We start from the raw sequence: 17,456 nt of genomic DNA on the forward strand, positions 1-17,456 counted from the left end.
TGCCGTTTTGCCCGCCCGATGCATCACTAAATCGCCCTGCTGCCCTCTGATTCAAAGGGCACAGGCTTTGTAGCCACAGGGGCGCGCCCCGCGCCCCTAAGGACAATCTGCATTTTTACGTAACAAATCTGCCAACCCTTGCGCCTGCATCGGCCGGCTGATCAGGTAGCCCTGCACTTCATCGCAGCGCTCTGCGCGAAGGAAATCCAGTTGCTGCTGATCTTCCACACCTTCGGCCACCACCTTGAGCGCCAGCCCATGGGCCATGGCGATGATTGCCCGGGTGATCGCGGCGTCTTCGCGGCCCTGGCCGAGCCCACGTATAAAGGTCTGGTCGATCTTCACGTAGTCCACCGGGATGCGCTTGAGGTAACTGAGGGACGAATAGCCCGTGCCGAAGTCATCGATCGCCAGCTTCACGCCCAGGTCGCGCAGTTGCTGGAAGGTGGCGATGATGTGCTCAACGCTGTCGAGCAACTGGCTTTCGGTCAGTTCCAGCTCCAGGTATTGCGGATCGAGGCCGGTTTCTTCGAGCACCTGGCGTACCAGGCTCACCAGCTTGCCCTGGCGCAATTGATGCACCGACAGGTTCACCGACACCCGGATCGGCGCCAGCCCCTGGCGTTGCCACTCGCACGCCTGCCAGCAGGCCTGGCGCAACACGAACTCGCCCAGCGGCACGATCAGGCCGGTCTCTTCGGCCAGGCCGATGAAATCGCCCGGCGGCACCATGCCCCACTGCGGGTGCTCCCAGCGAATCAGCGCTTCGGCGGCATTCAGCTTGCCGGTGGCCAGGCACAGCTTGGGTTGGTAGAACACCGTGAGCTGGCGTTCGTCAATGGCCTTGCGCAGGTGGTTCTCCAGCTGCAGGCGCTCCAGGGTGCTGGCTTGCAGGCTGTCGGTGTAGAACTGGAAGTTATTGCCGCCCAAGTGCTTGGCATGCTGCATGGCCATGTTCGATTGGCTGACCAACGCAGAAATTTCCCGCGCGTTATCCGGCAGCAAGCTAACGCCCATGGACGCACTGACCACCAGCTCATGCCCTTCCACCGTCACCGGCACCCGCAGCTTGGCCAGCAGCCGTGTGGCCACCCGCGCCAGGCTCGACAGGTTGCCATAGGCGTCAAACAACACCGCGAATTCATCACCGGAAAGGCGCGCAATGGTGTCGGCTTCCGGCAAGGAATTGATCAGGCGACGGGACATCTTCTGCAGTAATTGGTCGGCCACTTCATGGCCAAGGCTGTCGTTGAGCAGCTTGAAGCGGTCCAGGTTGATGTGCAGCAACGCCAGGCTGCGCCCGCCCTGACGCACCCGCGCATGGGCTTCGCGCAAGCGCTCGCGAAACAGCGAGCGGTTGGCCAGGCCGGTCAGTTCGTCATAGTGGGTGAGGTAGCGCATGCGCTCTTCAGATTCACGACGGGCCGACAGATCGGCGAAGAAGCCCACGATATGACTGACTTTTCCGCGAACATCGCGCACGACATTCAACTGCAGCCACTGCGGGTACAACTCGCCGTTCTTGCGCGTTTCCACCAACTCCCCTTGCCAGGTGCCATGGCTGAGCAATGCCTGGCGGATCACCGGGAAATGGCGGCGCGCATCACGACTGCTGGGCAGTTCCACCACGTTGCGACCGATCATGTCGTCGGTATCAAAGCCGGTGACGCGGCTGAAGGCCTGGTTCACGGCGATCAGCACGTAATTCGGGTCGAGGATCACGATGCCTTCGCTGGCGGCCTCGAACACCGTCGAGGCCAGGCGCTGCTGTTCTTCCAGGGCCTTGTCGGCGCTGATATCGCGGCGCGTGCCCAGCATGCGCGTGACTCGTCCGCTGGGCGCACGCTCCACGGCGCGGCCACGGTCTTCGATCCATACCCAATGGCCATCGCCATGGCGCACGCGGTATTCGACCTGGTAGTCCTCGCTGCGCCCCTTGAGGTGCTCCACCAGCGCACGCTTGAGCAGTGGCAAGTCTTCGGGGTGCAGGCGCGGCTTGAGGTGACTGAGCATCGCCGTGACGTACTCGGGCTCCAGGCCAAACAGCTCCTTGAGCTGGGTGTGATGGACTTCGTCGGTTTGCAGGTTCCAGTCCCACAGGCCCAGCTCGCTGGCTTGCAGCGCCATGGCCAGGCGCGCCTCACTCTTGTTCAGGGCCAGGCTGGCGGCGTCCAGTTCCTGGCTGCGTTGCGCCACGCGGTCTTGCAGGCCGATTTGTGCTTCACGCAGTTCCTGCTCGACCTGGCGACGCTGCTCGACTTCGCGTACCAGTTCCTGGTTCAACTGCTCGCTGCGTTGCTGCGCCTGCTGCAGGTGCTCGATCAGCGCCTGGTTCTGGAAGCGGCGCAACAACCCGCGCTGGATCAGGCGATTGACCTGCCACGCCACCACACTCAAGGAGGCCAGCAGGATCAGGCCGAGCACGCCCCAACCTTGCTGCTGCGGGGCGCCGTTCCAGAACAGGTAAAGGATGGCCGGCACCAGGCACGGCACGGCAAAGGACAGGAATGCGGGCAGGCTCACGGCGTAGGCCACGCTGGCCGAGAGCGTCGCGGCACCGATCAGGCCGAACACCCAGGCCTGTTGCATGAAGCTGTCCACCGGCACCAACGCGATGGCTGCCGTGGCCAGGGTCAGGCCGCTGACCGCCGAACCGAGCATGAACATGCGCCGCCATATGGGCTGGGCCTGGCGGCTGGGCATGGCCGAGTCAAAGGCCGCCACCTGGATCACGCGCATGGCCACCAGGGCGAGCAGCCACACCAGCCAGATGCTGTCGAGCAGGTATTGCTTGGGGTTCCACAATAACCAGGCGCAGACCAGGCCGTTGACCAGCATCAACAAGGTCGGCAGCAGCGAACCCTGATACAGCAGGCGCGTGCGTTCGACCGCCATCTCTGTGGCGTAGTGTTTGCGGATGACCTGCGCGGGCGCCGCCGAGGGGCCGAACAGGTCGGTGCTGAGGGTCATAGGCAGTGTTCTTATAATGGTGAGCCCGAAACGTCGACGGAGCATACACAAGCACGCGCTTGGGCCAAACTGCTCCAAGTCATAAAAACCGCACGATAAACCGTCGCAAACCTTGGGGCCAGACAGCTTGAGCGAGACACTGCGCGGGCTGTGGCCCATGACCGACCGGTCATCACCCCCGATAGAATGTTTCAGCCGCCCCGTTCGCCCTTGAAGTTTTCCATCGACCACCCGGCATTGGGATTTGCCCCACTCCCCCCGGGGCCATAGAATGCGCCGATGCGCGATGATCTCTCCCTTTTGCTGAACTCCCTCAACGATGCCCAACGCCAGGCCGTAGCAGCCCCCGTTGGCCGTCAGTTGGTCCTGGCCGGTGCTGGCTCCGGTAAAACCCGCGTGCTGGTGCACCGTATCGCCTGGTTGATCCAGGTCGAAAACGCGTCCCCGCACTCCATCCTGTCGGTGACCTTCACCAACAAGGCCGCTGCCGAGATGCGCCACCGCATCGAGCAGTTGATGGGCATCAGCCCGGCCGGCATGTGGGTGGGCACCTTCCACGGCCTGGCGCATCGCCTGCTGCGAGCGCACTGGCAGGAAGCGGGCCTGGCCCAGACCTTCCAGATTCTCGACAGCGACGACCAGCAACGCCTGGTCAAGCGCGTGATCCGTGAGCTGGGCCTGGACGAACAGCGCTGGCCAGCGCGCCAGGCGCAATGGTTCATCAACGGCCAGAAAGACGAAGGCCTGCGCCCGCAACATATCCAGGCCAGCGGCGATCTGTTCCTGGCGACCATGCGCAGCATTTATGAGGCGTACGAAGCTGCCTGCGTGCGCGCCGGTGTGATCGACTTCTCCGAGCTGCTGCTGCGCGCCCTCGACCTGTGGCGCGACAACCCGGGTTTGCTGGCGCACTACCAGAAACGCTTCCGCCACATTCTGGTGGACGAGTTCCAGGACACCAACGCCGTGCAGTACGCCTGGTTGCGCCTGCTGGCCAAGGGCGGCGACAGCCTGATGGTGGTGGGCGACGACGACCAGTCGATCTACGGCTGGCGTGGCGCGAAAATCGAGAACATCTACCAATATTCCGAAGATTTCCCGGACGCCGAGACCATTCGCCTGGAGCAGAACTACCGCTCCACCGCCGGCATCCTCAAGGCTGCCAACGCCTTGATCGCCAACAACACCGGGCGCCTGGGCAAGGAGCTGTGGACCGACGGCGGCGAAGGCGAGGCGATCAACCTGTACGCTGCCTTCAACGAGCACGATGAAGCGCGCTATGTGGTGGAAACCATCGAGAGCGCCCTGAAAACCGGCCTGGCACGCAGCGACATCGCAATCCTGTACCGCTCCAACGCCCAGTCGCGGGTGCTGGAAGAAGCCCTGCTGCGTGAGCGCATTCCGTACCGCATCTATGGCGGCCAGCGCTTCTTCGAACGCGCTGAAATCAAGAACGCCATGGCCTACCTGCGGTTGCTGGAAGGCCGTGGCAACGATGCGGCGCTGGAACGGGTGATCAACATCCCGGCGCGCGGCATCGGTGAAAAGACCGTTGAAGCGATCCGCGACCACGCACGCCATGCCAATGTATCGATGTGGGAATCCATGCGTTTGCTCATCGCCAATAAAGGCCTGACCGGCCGTGCAGCGGGTGCGTTGGGTGTATTTGTCGAGTTGATCGAGAACCTGGCGGCCAAGTGCGCGGAAATGCCCCTGCACCTGATGACCCAGACGGTGATCGAACAGTCCGGCCTGATCGCCTATCACGAAGCGGAAAAAGGCGAGAAAGGCCAGGCTCGGGTAGAAAACCTTGAGGAACTGGTCAGCGCCGCCCGCGCGTTCGAGAACACCGAGGAAGACGAAGAGCTGACGCCGCTCGCCGCGTTCCTCGGCCATGCATCGCTGGAGGCCGGTGATACCCAGGCCGACGAGCATGAAGACAGCATCCAGCTGATGACCTTGCACAGTGCCAAGGGCCTGGAGTTTCCGTATGTGTTCCTGGTGGGCATGGAAGAAGGCCTGTTCCCCCACAAGATGAGCCTGGAAGAGCCCGGCCGCCTTGAGGAAGAACGCCGCCTGGCCTATGTGGGCATTACCCGCGCCATGCAGAACCTGGTGATGACCTACGCCGAGACCCGACGCCTGTACGGCAGCGAGACCTACAACAAGGTGTCGCGCTTCGTACGTGAAGTGCCGAAGGGGCTGATCCAGGAAGTGCGTTTGTCCAACAGCGTCAGCCGTCCGTTCGGCGGTGGCCAGCAGCAGAGCGCCAGTACTCTGTTCGCCGGTTCCGAGATTCCGGAGACCCAGTTCAGCCTCGGCCAGCAGGTCAAGCATGCGATCTTCGGCGAAGGGGTCATCCTCAACTTCGAAGGCGCCGGCGCCCAGGCGCGGGTGCAGGTGAATTTCGCCGAAGGCAGCAAGTGGCTGATGATGGGTTACGCGAAGCTCGAAGCCATTTGACCCCCCCGTTTTAGGAGCCCGGCGATTCGACAAGCCGGGCTCCTACAATGTGAAGAATTGTGAGCCTCCCTTGTTTTCCGGCGTTGCGGGCCAATATCTGTAACTAGTCCTACAGACCCTTCGGAATCGGTCTTACGCAAAAGCCCGAAACACTATGCCGCTAGCCACTGTCACTGCACCTGTGCAACATGGCGCGCGTGCAATCCACAAATGGGAATTCCCTTTATGAAACGTTTTCTTAGCATCGCCATGGCGTTGTGCATCGGCCTGACGATGAGCCTCGACGCCAACGCCAAACGCTTCGGTGGCGGCAAAAGCATGGGCTCGGCGCCGACTCACCAGACCAGCCAAATGGCTCCATCCGCCGGTGGCATGGGCGGTGCAGCCGCAACCGCAGGCGCAGCCGGTGCTGCTGGCGCCGCTGCCAAGGCCGGCGGTGCTTCGCGCTGGTTGGGCCCTCTGGCCGGTATCGCGGCCGGTGGCCTGCTCGCTTCCATGTTCATGGGCGGCGGCTTCCAGGGCATGCAGATCTTCGACATCCTGATCATGGCGGTCATCGCCTTTGTGATCTTCCGCTTTATCGCCGCCCGTCGCCGCAAGCAGCAGGAGCATCTGGCTCCAGCCGGCGCGCCGATGCAGCGTGAAGTGTTCGAGCAAAAGCCTGCCATGGGCTCGATCTTCGGTGGTTCTGCAGCGCCTGCTGCAGCCCGCCCGGTGATCAACGCTCCGGCCTGGTTCAACGAAGAACGTTTCGTCGAAGCGGCCCGCAACCACTTCCAGTCCCTGCAACAGCACTGGGACGCCAACGAAATGGACAAGATCGCCGAGTTCGTGACCCCGCAACTGCTGGAGTTCCTCAAGCGCGAACGCGCCGACCTGGGCGACGGCTTCCAGTCGACCTACATCGACGACCTGCGCGTACAGCTCGAAGGTGTGGATGATCGCGCCGACAAGACCATCGCCACCCTGACCTTCAGCGGTGTGTCGAAGACCTCGCGTTTCGACCAAGGCGAAGTGTTCAGCGAAAGCTGGAACATGGAGCGCGCCCAAGGCGACAACCAGCCTTGGCTGGTCGCCGGTATCCGCCAGAACGGCTGATACCCGCACGCTTGAGCAAGCGGTAATAAAAACCCCGGACATGTTCCGGGGTTTTCTATTTCACGGTTGCACTTATAGCGAGCTACTGTATAAAACGCCCCTATGAACCGCGCCATCTAGCAAGAGGATCCCGGCCGTGGAAGAAATCATCGAACAATTGCGTGAAGCCAACGAACCGGTCCCGGTTCCTCTGGAACTGCCTGACGAAGACCTGCTGGTGGAAATCGAGGAACAACTGTTCATCGACATCCCCTTTGTCTTCCGTGAATTCCTGCTGACCGTCAGCGACGTGGTGTACGGCAGCCTGGAGCCGGTGACCGTCACCGACCCGCAATCCCACACCTACCTGCCGGACGTTGCCGCCAACGCCTGGGACGCCGGTGTCGACCGCAGCCTGATCCCGATCTGCCAGGATGGCGATGACTACTACTGCGTCGAAGAAGACGGCACCGTGGTGCTGTGGTCTGGCGAAGAAGAAATCGTCACCGAGGAAACCTGGGAATCGGTGTGGCACTGGGCGCGGGACGTCTGGCTGGAAAGCTGAGCCAAACACTAGCGCCAACCCCTGTGGCGAGGGAGCTTGCTCCCGCTGGGCTGCGAAGCAGCCCCAATCCAAACGACGCGTTCTTTCAGATGCAGTGATGCGAAGGTTTTGGGGCTGCTGTGCAGCCCAACGCGAGCAAGCTCGCTCGCCACAAAAAGCTCACTTGCCACCCCGTAAAAGCGATCAATGTTCTGGGGTGTCCTTATGGTTATCCAGCGTCTCCAGCAAGGCGACCTGCATCCGCGTATGCACACGGATGAACCAGCGCCAGAGCACCGCCGCCACCGCCGCCGTGACCACGGCAATCAGCACCAGCAGCTTGTTGGTCGGCAGGATACTGGCTGACAACGCAGCCAATAGCAGGAAGATCACCAGCAGCGACAGGAGGGGGATCAGTTCCGCGATCACCCGCCGCACACGCTGGGTATGCCGCCCGGCCATTTCCGGCTTCACGCTCATCTCCGCCAGCAGCATCGATAGCGCCTTGAGCTTGCGGTACGCGGCAATCAGGAACGGCAGCGACAACAGCAACGCACCGCCCCAGATCAGCGCCTTCTGCCAGCTCGGATCGCTGATCCAGCCCTCCAGATACCCACCAATACGCGTCGCGAAAAAGCTGCCGGCGAAGAAGATCGCCACCACCAACGCCAGGTTCACCCCCACTTGCAGGATGATCTTGCGGATCATCGAGGCCAGCATCGCGCCCTCGCCTTGGGGCTGAATACTGCGTAGCCATTCGCCATACAGGCCGAATACCCGGCTCATGCGCTTGGGCATCACCGCCGCGATCTTCAATGACAAGGGGTCTGCACCGCGAATCAGGTACGGCGTCAGCAGTGTGGTAATCGCCGAAACCGCCACGGCGACCGGGTAAAGAAAATCACTGGTCACCTGAAGCGTCATGCCAAGCGCGGCGATGATGAAGGAAAACTCGCCAATCTGTGACAGCCCCATACCCACTCGCAGTGAGGTACGGCCGTCGTTGCCAGCGATAAACGCCCCCAACCCGCAGGACAACATCTTGCCGAGCACCACCGCCACCGTGATCACCGCAATCGGCCAGGCGTATTGCAGCAGGATCTGTGGGTCGATCATCAAGCCAATGGCGACAAAGAAGATGGCACTGAACATGTCGCGAACCGGCTCGATCAAGCGCTCGATCTTAATCAACTGACGGGATTCGGCCATGATCGCACCGATCAGGAACGCGCCCAGCACCATGCTGTATTCCAGCTTCACCACCAACAGGCAGAAACCGAAACACAGGCCCAGCACGGTGATCAGTAACATCTCATTGCTTTCGAACTTGGCCACGTAAGCCAAGAGGCGCGGCACCAGCAGAATGCCGATGACCAGGGCGACGATCATGAACAGCGAGAGCTTGCCGACCGTGGAGAACACCTCGCCGGAGCTGACCGTGCCACTGACGGCAATGCTCGACAGCAAGGCGATGATGCCGATGCCGAGGATATCTTCCACAATCAGCACGCCGAAAATCAGCTGGGCGAAGCGCTGGTTCTTCATCTTCAGGTCGTTGAGCGCCTTGACGATGATGGTGGTGGAGGAGATCGCCAGGATCGCGCCGAGGAACAGTGAATCCATGGTGTTCCAGTCGAACCAGCGGCCAATCTCGTAGCCGATCCAGATCATCAGGATGATTTCCAGGAACGCCGCGATAAACGCCGTGGCGCCCACCTTGAACAGCTTGCGCAGACTGAACTCCAGGCCCAGGCAGAACATCAGGAAAATTACGCCCAGTTCGGCCAGGGTCTTGATGGTGTCTTCGTCATGGATCAGGCCGAACGGCGGGGTGTGGGGACCGATGATGAAGCCGGCGACGATGTAGCCCAGCACCACCGGCTGCTTGAGGCGGTGGAACAGGATGGTGACCACCCCTGCCACCAGCATGATCACGGCCAAGTCCTGGATAAAGCTGATGGCGTGCATGGCGAGGGGCTCCTTGAGGGTACTGGCGCTTTTCCCACTTCCGCGCGCGCCTCTGAACGGTCGCAGTGCGCGGAAGGAAAAGTCGGCCTAAATCGTAAGAAATGCCCTGAGACGGGCTTTTGAAGGTTAACACCGCGACTTCCGACAGAAAGCCGGTGCAATATATGGAAACAGAACGGTGCAGGCGTGACGGCGAGCCGCCCGCCGGCGTCCGGTTATGGATAGCTCTGCAAAGATTCCAGCACCCGCAGAGGTGCCCCCCAACCAATGCCTACAACCCGTGAGTGTGCTATGGAACCCGGAAACGCCCAGCTGTCGATGACGGTACTGATGACCCCTGATATGGCCAACTTCTCAGGCAATGTCCACGGCGGCACCTTGCTTAAGTACCTCGACGAAGTGGCCTACGCCTGCGCCAGCCGTTATGCCGGTCGCTATGTGGTGACGCTGTCGGTAGATCAGGTGATTTTTCGCGAGCCGATCCATGTCGGCGAACTGGTGACCTTCCTGGCGTCGGTCAACTACACCGGCAACACCTCGATGGAGGTGGGCATCAAGGTGGTGACCGAGAACATCCGCGAACGCTCGGTGCGCCACACCAACAGCTGCTTCTTCACCATGGTGGCCGTGGACGACCAGCGCAAACCTGCCGCCGTCCCGCCCCTGCAACCGCAGAACAGTGAAGACAAGCGCCGTTTCGTACAGGCCCAGCAGCGTCGGCAGATTCGCCAGGAATTGGAGAAGCGTTACCAGGAAATAAAGGACGACGCGCCGTAAGCCTGTGCGCAGGGGCCCGCCCCTGCGCCCGCCCTCAATAGCGCCAGCACTTGTCGTAGTGTGCGCACACGTCGAAGCGCTGGTCCAATTGGGCCATGCGCTCCATGTGAAGGTTGAGGGTCTCGACCATCATCGACTTGTCGGTGTCCTGGTAGTAGCGCTCCATGAATTTGTCGTTCGCTTTGACGCGCTCGCTGACAGCGCGGTCCGTGGGGCTCATCCACTGTTCCAGCACAGCGTCTTCGGTGCCACTCAGGCGAAGCCGGTACACCTGCTCGTAAAGCGCCAGCGTGCGCGCCTTGCGGCCGGCCATTTCCTGACTGAACAGGACATAGTTCTGACGGTATTGCGTCCAATAGGCTTCAGGCGGGGTAAAGGTGCCCAGCTGCGCCTTGCGCTTGGCGATCACACCGTCGATCTCATCCAGGGATGATTGCAGGCGCCCCTGAGTGTCGGGCTCCATCAGGGTGATCAGTTGCAGGTTGGTGGACGTGATCGTGTTGATCAGTGCCGCGCGCTTGGGGGTTTCTGGGATCGACTTGCCGAATATCGGGCTTTGGCCCGTGCATGCGTTCATCCCTTTATCAAAAATAGGCAGCGGAATGCGCTGGTCCTTGCCGTCAAAACGGGTCAGGCGCTGCAGCAGCGTGGTGCAACTGCCGCCTAGCATATCGAAGGTCACTTCATACTCTTGCCCCGCCTTGGGCGTAAAGCTCACGGCCTTGCCGCAGACGTAACTGCCGCCGTTGGTGTTGATCATCAACATGACGTCCTTGCCCGGCTCCAGCTTGACCTCCAACAGGCCCCTGGCCTTGGCGGGCGGCGGGACGATCATGTCGACACGCCGCTTGGTATCGACCAGCAGGAAGTTGTTGAGCATGCCAGTGTTGCGGCCCTGGCAGTGCTGGGCGTCGTAAATATCGAGAGTGCTGTTCGAGGTGTTGGAGACAAAGCGCAACTTGGCGGCATCGGGTGCCGTCGAGTCGGTGTAGGCACCGTTGACGCTGCAACCGGTGAGCAATGACGTCAGGGCCAGGGCGGTGAGAGCCCGTGGCGATGGGAATACGGCTGGCATCGGTCTTCCTTGATTAGCACTGGGGACAAAGAGGCGGCCGATACTACCGGACGCCCTTTGCCTGGCTCAATCAGGAATACTCCTACAGCTCGATGGGCGTTGCTTCAAAGCGTACGCGGGGGTGGGCAATACGGTCCTGGGCGCGTACCAGCTCCAGTTCGTAACTGGCGCACGCCTGGGTTTCCAGTAGCACTTCATGCACGGCGGCTGCGGTGAACTCGAAGGCGGCCAACAGGCTGTCGCCCAGCAGCACCCGCGCCAGGAACAGCCCCGAGGTCAGGTCGCCCACGCCCACCGGTTGGCGCGGGAACGCCAACAGCGGCCGACGCAAATGCCAACTGCCTTCGGCGGTCACCAGCAACATCTCAAAACCTTCGGGCAACTTGCCTGGGTAATCCAGGTGCTTGACCAGCACCGCTTTGGGCCCGCGTGCCAGCAACGCCTTGGCCATGGCCAGGCAATCGAACAGCGATTGCGGCTTGCGACCGGCAAAGCTGTCGAGTTCCAGCTGGTTGGGGCACAGGAAATCGGCCATGGCCGCCGCTTCGTCCAGCAGGAAATCGCTGACCTCCTGGGGCACGATGCAGCCTTTTTCCGGATGGCCCATCACCGGGTCGCACAGGTACAGCGCCTTGGGGTTGATCGCCTTGATGCGCGCCACGCCACTGAGGATCGCCCGCCCCTGGTCCGCACTGCCCAGGTAGCCGGACAGTACGGCGTCGCAGTTGCCCAGCTCGCCGATGGCTGCAATGCCTTCGACCAGCGCCGGAATTTGCTGCGGCGCCAGCACTTCGCCCGCCCACTGGCCATACTGGGTGTGGTTGGAGAATTGCACCGTATTCAGTGGCCAGACGTTCACCCCGACCCGTTGCATAGGGAATACGGCAGCGCTGTTTCCGGCGTGGCCAAAGACCACATGAGACTGGATCGCAAGCAGATGAGGTGTGCGTTTCATGCGGGAGATTTCCGTAAAGCCATTGAAATTCTGGCCGCGCAGTATGCGACTAAACGCAGCCTGTACGACAGACCGGCGACACAGTTAAGCTGCTCTCACTTTGTTGGAGTTTTTCGCATGCTGACCCTGGGAAACATCTTCGTGTTGATGCTGCTGGCGACCGGCGCCGCCTGGGTATGGCACAACCACGGCCTGCGTGAGCGGGCGTTGGAGCGGGTCAAGCAGCATTGCGCCAAGCTCGACATCGAGCTGCTGGACGGTGCCGTGGCGCTCAAGCGCATCGGTTTTGTAAAGGATGCCAACGGTCGGCGGCGCCTGGCACGCATTTACAATTTCGAGTTCACCGTGACCGGCGAAACCCGCCATCCCGGGACCATCACACAATTCGGCGCCCACAGTGCGCAAATCGAACTGGCGCCCTACCCGTTTGAAATCAAGACACCGTTGCCCAGCGCCGAAGTCATCGAGCTGAGCCAGTGGCGCCAGGACCACGCCACCAAGAACCGTCACTGACGGCAGGCGGCCAGCGCGGCCTGTAGCGCCGCCACGTCCTGTGGTGCGCTGAAGATCAATTCGATACGTGAATCACGCCGCCACTCGCTGGGCTGCCAGGCGATCGGGCTGTTATCCACAGCGTTGGCGCTGAGCCAGCCCTCCACGCTGTGGATAACCAGTTTGGCGCGGCGCCACTCAAGGCTGACAAGCCAGTCGTTCACCTGCTGGCTATCGAACTGCTGGCTCGGGTGCCAACGCCAGCCGATGCTCCAGCCGCCTTCTTGGGCCTGGCTCAGGCAGATGGGCTGGGCAGGGTCGCTCCAGATGGCCGGCAATTGGGCCAAGCCCTGAGGTGCATCGAAGTTATCCACAGCCGCGCTGGCCTTGGTATGCAGGCCGGGCAAGTGCTCCAGCGGCAATTGCGCCTGGCGGGTCCAATACAGTGGTTTGTCGGGTAGTTGCCGTTCAATGGCCAGGCGTTGGTCGCCATCCAGCGATTCATCCTTGTTCAACACCAGCAGGCCAGCACTGGCCAGCGCTTCACGCTGCGACGCCAGCAAGGGCTTGCCCGCCGCCAGCGCCTGGGCATCCAGCACCAGCACGCAGGGCTGAACCGCCAGCACGTTTTGCCACGGTGCTTCGCGCAGTTGCTTGAGCAGCTGTGCCGGATGGCCCAGGCCCGAGGGCTCGATAAACAGTCGGTCCGGCTTGGCCTTACGTAAGAGGCGTCCCAGGCCTACCTGGAACGGCGCACCATTCACACAGCACAGGCAGCCACCTGCCACTTCGCCCAAGGCGATGCCGTCGTCATCCTGGGTAAGCAAGGCCGCATCCAGGCCGATCTGCCCGAACTCGTTGATCAACACCGCCCAGCGCTCGTTGGCCGGGCGTTGGGCGAGCAGGTGCTTGATCAGGCTGGTCTTGCCGGCGCCCAAAGGCCCGGCAATCACGTGGGTGGGAATGTTCTGCAACATGGAAGGTGTCATTCAGGCCGTGTAGAGCGTTTGATCCTACGCGGTTATGCCAGCCAATCCAGTGTCAGGATCAAGCGACGCTCATCGGCCTTCAGCGCCGGCGAGCGATGGATCAAGCCATGGCCTTCGTTGCCATGCCATTTGGTGCCCTTGAGCAAGGCCACTTCGCCGCAGTGGATCTGTTCGATACGGTCAGTGGGCTCAGCGTCGGGCTGGCTGAGCTGGCGACGGTCCATCACCCCTTCGCGCAACCACTGGCTGCCGATGCCGGCATAGGTGGTGATCAGCCGCACCGGCACATGGTCAACGTGAAAACGCGGGCACATGGCCTTGTCCAGCAACCGCAGGCGCACGCCAATGCGCTTGGCGCCGAGCAAACAGGCGAAGGCACTGACCAACCAGGAGACATCGGCGATGAAGCCTTCGTAGCCTTCAAGATCGCGGCAACTGGACGCCAGACCTTGCAGGTTCGGCACCGCGTCCTCGTTGTTGAGCTCAATCACCAGGGACTCGGCCAAAGGCTCGTTCAACGCCACCAGCAACGCCCCGAATTCGGCGATATGCAGGGGCAACTGGCGCTGCCACACGGCCAGGTTGACGCCGTCTTCCAGAATATCGGAAAGGGCCAGCGGCGTTTCGCCGTGGCTCTGGCGGATCACGGGGCGCAGGGGAATAACCGGGGCAAGCATCAGGCGGCTGCCTCTTCATACCAAGGGCCAAAAGGGTCCGCCAGCAAGCGCCAGCCTTCGACGCCCAGCGCCATTTCTTCATCGTTGAGCAGGCAGGCATCCAGCTCTGCGCGCATCTGGTCGAAGTCGATGTTCTGCCCGATGAATACCAGTTCCTGGCGGCAGTCACCGGTGCTCAGCTGCCAGTTGCCCATGATGGCCGCGATGCTTTCTTCGTCCTGGGGCCACTGGCTTTTCGGCACAAAACGCCACCAACGCCCGGCAAAACCATGGCGCATCAAGCCCCCGGCCTGGGACCAACTGCCCGCGTCCTGATGCTTGCTGGCCAACCAGAAAAAGCCCTTGGAGCGCAGCAATTTGCCGTTCACCCACGGGCGGTCGATAAAGTCGAAGAAGCGCTGCGGATGGAACGGGCGGCGCGCGCGGTAGGCGGTGGACGCGATGCCATACTCTTCGGTTTCCGGCACGTGCTCACCGCGCAATTCCTGAAGCCAGCCTGGGGCCTGGGCGGCGCGCTCGAAGTCGAACCGGCCGGTGTTGAGGATCTTGTTCAGCGGCACTTCGCCCATGACCATCGGGATGATTTCCGCTTGGGCATTCAGGCGTTCAAGGATCGCCATCAGCTCTTCACGTTCGCGGCTGCTGATGAGGTCGATCTTGCTGATCAGGATGACGTCAGCAAATTCGATCTGCTCGATCAGCAGGTCGGTGATGGAGCGCTCGTCGTCTTCACCGAGGGTTTCACCCCGTGAGGCCAGGCTTTCGGCAGCCTGGTAGTCGAGCAGGAAGTTCATGCCGTCGACCACGGTGACCATGGTGTCCAAGCGCGCGATGTCGGCCAGGCTCTGCTCGTTCTCGTCGCGAAAGGTGAATGTCTCGGCCACGGGCAAAGGCTCGGAGATGCCGGTGGATTCGATCAGCAGGTAATCGAACCGACCTTCCTTGGCGAGTTTTCCGACTTCTTCCAGCAAGTCTTCGCGCAAGGTGCAGCAGATGCAGCCGTTGCTCATCTCCACCAGCTTTTCTTCGGCGCGGTTGAGGGTGACGTCGCGCTGTACTTCGCTGCCGTCGATGTTGATTTCGCTCATGTCGTTGACGATCACCGCCACCCGCAGGCTCTCGCGGTTGCGCAGGACATAGTTGAGCAGCGTGCTTTTGCCGGCGCCGAGAAAGCCGGATAACACGGTAACGGGAAGGCGGTTGGTCATCAGGTGGTCCTCATCAGGGGTGGCCGGTCAAATCGCCCGTTTGTGGCGTTCGCGCAGCTCTTCACGTTCTTTGGCTTCGATACACAGGGTGGCGGTAGGACGCAGCAGCAAGCGTTGCAGGCCGATGGGCTCGCCGGTTTCACGGCACCAGCCATATTCGCCGCGGGCCAGCAGTTCGAGGGCGTCGTCGATCTTGTCCAGCAGCTTCTTTTCCCGCTCAAGCAGGCGCAGTTGCCACTGGCGCTGTTCTTCGGCGCTGCCTACGTCAGCCGGGTCGCTGTTGGTTTCTTGCTCACGCAGGACGAGGAACTCGGCGTCGATACGCACTTGCAGCTCATTGCGCTGGGCCAACAGCAGCTCTCGGAAGAAGCCTTGCTGGGCTTCATTCATGTAGTCGGCGGCGGGTTGGGCCAGGAGGTCTTGTTCAGTCATGGGGAGCGGTTCACGGGTCAGGCTGTCTTTTGATGTTATAGTATAACAATACAAATAAGCCAATCCCCCTTGCTCGTCTCGACGAAGGGCGCAATGCTTGACCACCCTCTGTCCCTGAGAACCCCTATGAAATACCTGGTGTGCGCCCTGTTACTGGCAGCGGCAGGATCGGCCTGCGCCCAGCCACCGAGCCTGTTGGCCAACTGCACGCGCAGCGCCAACCTGCTGGCGTGTGTGGACCCATTGGGGAATGCCTACAGCGTGGCGACGGCGGGCAGCACCACGTACTTGCGGGGGTTTGAGGTGATCGGCAAACGCTATTGGGCACAGACCAACAGCCGCTATGGGCAGTTGACGTTCTTTACCGGGCTGGCCTCCGATGGTGAGGCGTGGGTGGGCTACACGCGCCGCGTGGGATGGACCACCCTCAACCGGTTCTCCAGTTCAGGGGGCGCCAGCGCCAAGTTCACGTGCAGCCGTATCACCGGCTGTTAGACCTCGCCGTTCTTCTGCTCCTGAACCCAGGCCATGTAGCTGTTCATCGGCGGGTTCTTCTGGAAGTAACTTTTCAGACCTTCGAACAGGCCATCGGCTACAGCTTGCTGATGACGCGCCGTCACCAGGCGCTGGGCGTCCTGGGTATTGGAGATAAACCCGGTTTCCACCAGGATCGACGGCACATCCGGTGACTTGAGCACCGCAAAACCAGCCTGTTCCACGCGCTTCTGGTGCAGCGTGGTGATGTTTTGCAGGCTACCCAGTACCGAACTGCCCAATTGCAGGCTGGAGGCGATGGTAGCGTTCATCGACATGTCGAGAATCACGCCGGCCAACATCGGGTCCTTGTCTTTCAAGTTGAGCAAGGTGGTGGCGCCCAGCAAGTCCGCGCCGTTTTCGCGCTGCGCCATGAACCGCGCGGTAGCAGACGTCGCGCCGCCTTCTGACAGCGCATACACCGAGGCGCCCGACGCCGTGAGCCGTGGTGCGGCATCGGCGTGTACCGAAATGAACATATCCGCCTTGTGCTGACGCGCGATGTCCACGCGCTTGCGCAGCGGCACGAAGAAGTCGTCGTTGCGCACCAGCTTCACGTCAAAGCCCTTCTCGCGCTTCAAACGCTTGGCCAGCAACTGGGCGATCGACAACACCACATCTTTTTCGCGCTGGCCTTTGGAGCCGATGGCGCCGGGGTCTTTGCCGCCGTGGCCAGGGTCAACCACCACGATGATGTCGCGCTTGGGATGGGCTTTATCGACGGGAGCGGCCAACGGCGCCGGTTCAGCAGCGATCTGGCGCGGGGCGTGGGTGGCACTGGTCAGGTCCAGCACCAGGCGGTGACCTTGGCCGTCCTGAGGCGGCAACAAGAAGCTATTGAGCTGCATCGGCGTGGCCAGGTCCAGCACGATCCGCGTGTCACCCTTGCCAAAATGACCTGAGCGGATCGAGGTGATCCCACTGTTCTTCAACGTCAGCTGAGAAAAATCACCGGTGAGCCCGGCGCCGCTCAAATCGATGATCAAGCGTTCAGGCGATGTCAGGGAAAAAGTCTTGTATTGCACCGGGCCGCTGAGGTCGAACACCAGCCGAAGCTTGTCGTCCGAACGCCACAGGCGTGCATTACGGATCTGCGTGGCGTAGGCCCCCAACGGCAACGTGAACAGGGGACTGACCAGCAGCAGGTTAAGAAGCTGACGTCTGTGCATGACATATACCGCAAATAAAGGAGCGTCCCTGCTCGATATGACTGAAGAAAGGCTGGAGCAGAAAAATCATCGTCGACTCAATAGTTATAATATAACATGTCTTTTTATTTCCAACGATGGACCTGC

Annotated in this window: 15 protein-coding genes; 6 read left to right on the forward strand and 9 right to left on the reverse strand. The window is 61.5% G+C overall.

Annotated features, from left to right (window positions below):
• Nucleotides 1–96: 96 nt before the first annotated feature.
• Complete coding sequence (locus M2394_RS10530) at nt 97–2,970, reverse strand: EAL domain-containing protein (RefSeq protein ID WP_259172420.1); 2,874 nt, start codon at nt 2,968–2,970, stop codon at nt 97–99.
• A gap of 279 nt (nt 2,971–3,249) precedes the next feature.
• Between M2394_RS10530 and uvrD the strand changes: the two genes are divergently transcribed.
• The 3 genes from uvrD to M2394_RS10545 all read left to right on the forward strand — a co-directional run bounded on the left by uvrD (nt 3,250) and on the right by M2394_RS10545 (nt 7,075).
• On the forward strand, nt 3,250–5,433 hold the full coding sequence (gene uvrD, locus M2394_RS10535; protein ID WP_259172421.1) for a DNA helicase II: 2,184 nt from the start codon (nt 3,250–3,252) through the stop codon (nt 5,431–5,433).
• A gap of 225 nt (nt 5,434–5,658) precedes the next feature.
• A complete protein-coding gene (locus M2394_RS10540) occupies nt 5,659–6,531 on the forward strand; it encodes a Tim44 domain-containing protein (RefSeq protein ID WP_178920466.1) in 873 nt (290 codons plus the stop codon).
• Between the two features lie 136 nt (nt 6,532–6,667).
• Complete coding sequence (locus M2394_RS10545) at nt 6,668–7,075, forward strand: SMI1/KNR4 family protein (protein WP_010207624.1); 408 nt, start codon at nt 6,668–6,670, stop codon at nt 7,073–7,075.
• Nucleotides 7,076–7,258: 183 nt separating this feature from the next.
• Here M2394_RS10545 and M2394_RS10550 read toward each other — a convergent pair whose 3' ends face one another.
• On the reverse strand, nt 7,259–9,022 hold the full coding sequence (locus tag M2394_RS10550; RefSeq protein ID WP_178920468.1) for a cation:proton antiporter: 1,764 nt from the start codon (nt 9,020–9,022) through the stop codon (nt 7,259–7,261).
• Between the two features lie 291 nt (nt 9,023–9,313).
• On the opposite strand from M2394_RS10550, the gene M2394_RS10555 reads away from it, so the two are divergent.
• The gene (locus tag M2394_RS10555) at nt 9,314–9,799 is read left to right on the forward strand and encodes an acyl-CoA thioesterase (RefSeq protein WP_176994526.1); all 486 of its coding nucleotides are present in this window, start codon (nt 9,314–9,316) and stop codon (nt 9,797–9,799) included.
• Between the two features lie 34 nt (nt 9,800–9,833).
• Here the strand turns inward: M2394_RS10555 and M2394_RS10560 are convergent, their stop codons facing one another.
• Together M2394_RS10560 and pdxY are read right to left on the reverse strand one after the other, a co-directional pair.
• Nucleotides 9,834–10,874 (reverse strand): hypothetical protein, encoded by a 1,041-nt coding sequence (locus M2394_RS10560; RefSeq protein ID WP_259172422.1) that lies wholly within the window; start codon nt 10,872–10,874, stop codon nt 9,834–9,836.
• 82 nt (nt 10,875–10,956) lie between these two features.
• The gene (gene pdxY / locus M2394_RS10565) at nt 10,957–11,829 is read right to left on the reverse strand and encodes a pyridoxal kinase PdxY (protein ID WP_178920472.1); all 873 of its coding nucleotides are present in this window, start codon (nt 11,827–11,829) and stop codon (nt 10,957–10,959) included.
• A 117-nt stretch (nt 11,830–11,946) separates the two neighbouring features.
• Here pdxY and M2394_RS10570 point away from each other — a divergent pair, with 117 nt between their 5' ends.
• Nucleotides 11,947–12,342: a DUF3301 domain-containing protein gene (locus M2394_RS10570; protein WP_071485283.1), complete on the forward strand. Its 396-nt coding sequence runs from the start codon at nt 11,947–11,949 to the stop codon at nt 12,340–12,342.
• Here M2394_RS10570 and M2394_RS10575 read toward each other — a convergent pair.
• The 4 genes from M2394_RS10575 to dksA are packed head-to-tail and all read right to left on the reverse strand — an operon-like array spanning nt 12,336 to nt 15,627.
• Nucleotides 12,336–13,298 (reverse strand): GTP-binding protein, encoded by a 963-nt coding sequence (locus M2394_RS10575; RefSeq protein WP_259172423.1) that lies wholly within the window; start codon nt 13,296–13,298, stop codon nt 12,336–12,338. The genes M2394_RS10570 and M2394_RS10575 overlap by 7 nt on opposite strands.
• 44 nt (nt 13,299–13,342) lie before the next feature.
• Nucleotides 13,343–13,987, reverse strand: coding sequence for a DUF1826 domain-containing protein (locus M2394_RS10580; protein ID WP_176994531.1), 645 nt, complete (start codon nt 13,985–13,987; stop codon nt 13,343–13,345).
• Nucleotides 13,987–15,195 carry a zinc metallochaperone GTPase ZigA gene (zigA, locus tag M2394_RS10585; protein ID WP_178920477.1) on the reverse strand — a complete coding sequence of 403 codons (1,209 nt, stop codon included), beginning with the start codon at nt 15,193–15,195 and terminating at the stop codon, nt 13,987–13,989. Before zigA ends, M2394_RS10580 begins: the two co-directional genes overlap by 1 nt.
• Nucleotides 15,196–15,222: 27 nt before the next feature.
• On the reverse strand, nt 15,223–15,627 hold the full coding sequence (dksA, locus tag M2394_RS10590) for an RNA polymerase-binding protein DksA (protein WP_178920479.1): 405 nt from the start codon (nt 15,625–15,627) through the stop codon (nt 15,223–15,225).
• 126 nt (nt 15,628–15,753) lie between these two features.
• Between dksA and M2394_RS10595 the strand changes: the two genes are divergently transcribed.
• Nucleotides 15,754–16,122 carry a glutamine synthetase gene (locus M2394_RS10595; RefSeq protein WP_259172425.1) on the forward strand — a complete coding sequence of 123 codons (369 nt, stop codon included), beginning with the start codon at nt 15,754–15,756 and terminating at the stop codon, nt 16,120–16,122.
• On the opposite strand, the gene M2394_RS10600 is transcribed toward M2394_RS10595, so the two are convergent.
• Complete coding sequence (locus tag M2394_RS10600) at nt 16,119–17,330, reverse strand: N-acetylmuramoyl-L-alanine amidase (protein WP_259172426.1); 1,212 nt, start codon at nt 17,328–17,330, stop codon at nt 16,119–16,121. The two genes, M2394_RS10595 and M2394_RS10600, sit on opposite strands and share 4 nt — an antisense overlap.
• Between the last annotated feature and the right edge of the window lie 126 nt (nt 17,331–17,456).

The organism is Pseudomonas sp. BIGb0164 (genome assembly GCF_024810135.1).
Taxonomy (GTDB): Bacteria; Pseudomonadota; Gammaproteobacteria; order Pseudomonadales; family Pseudomonadaceae; genus Aquipseudomonas.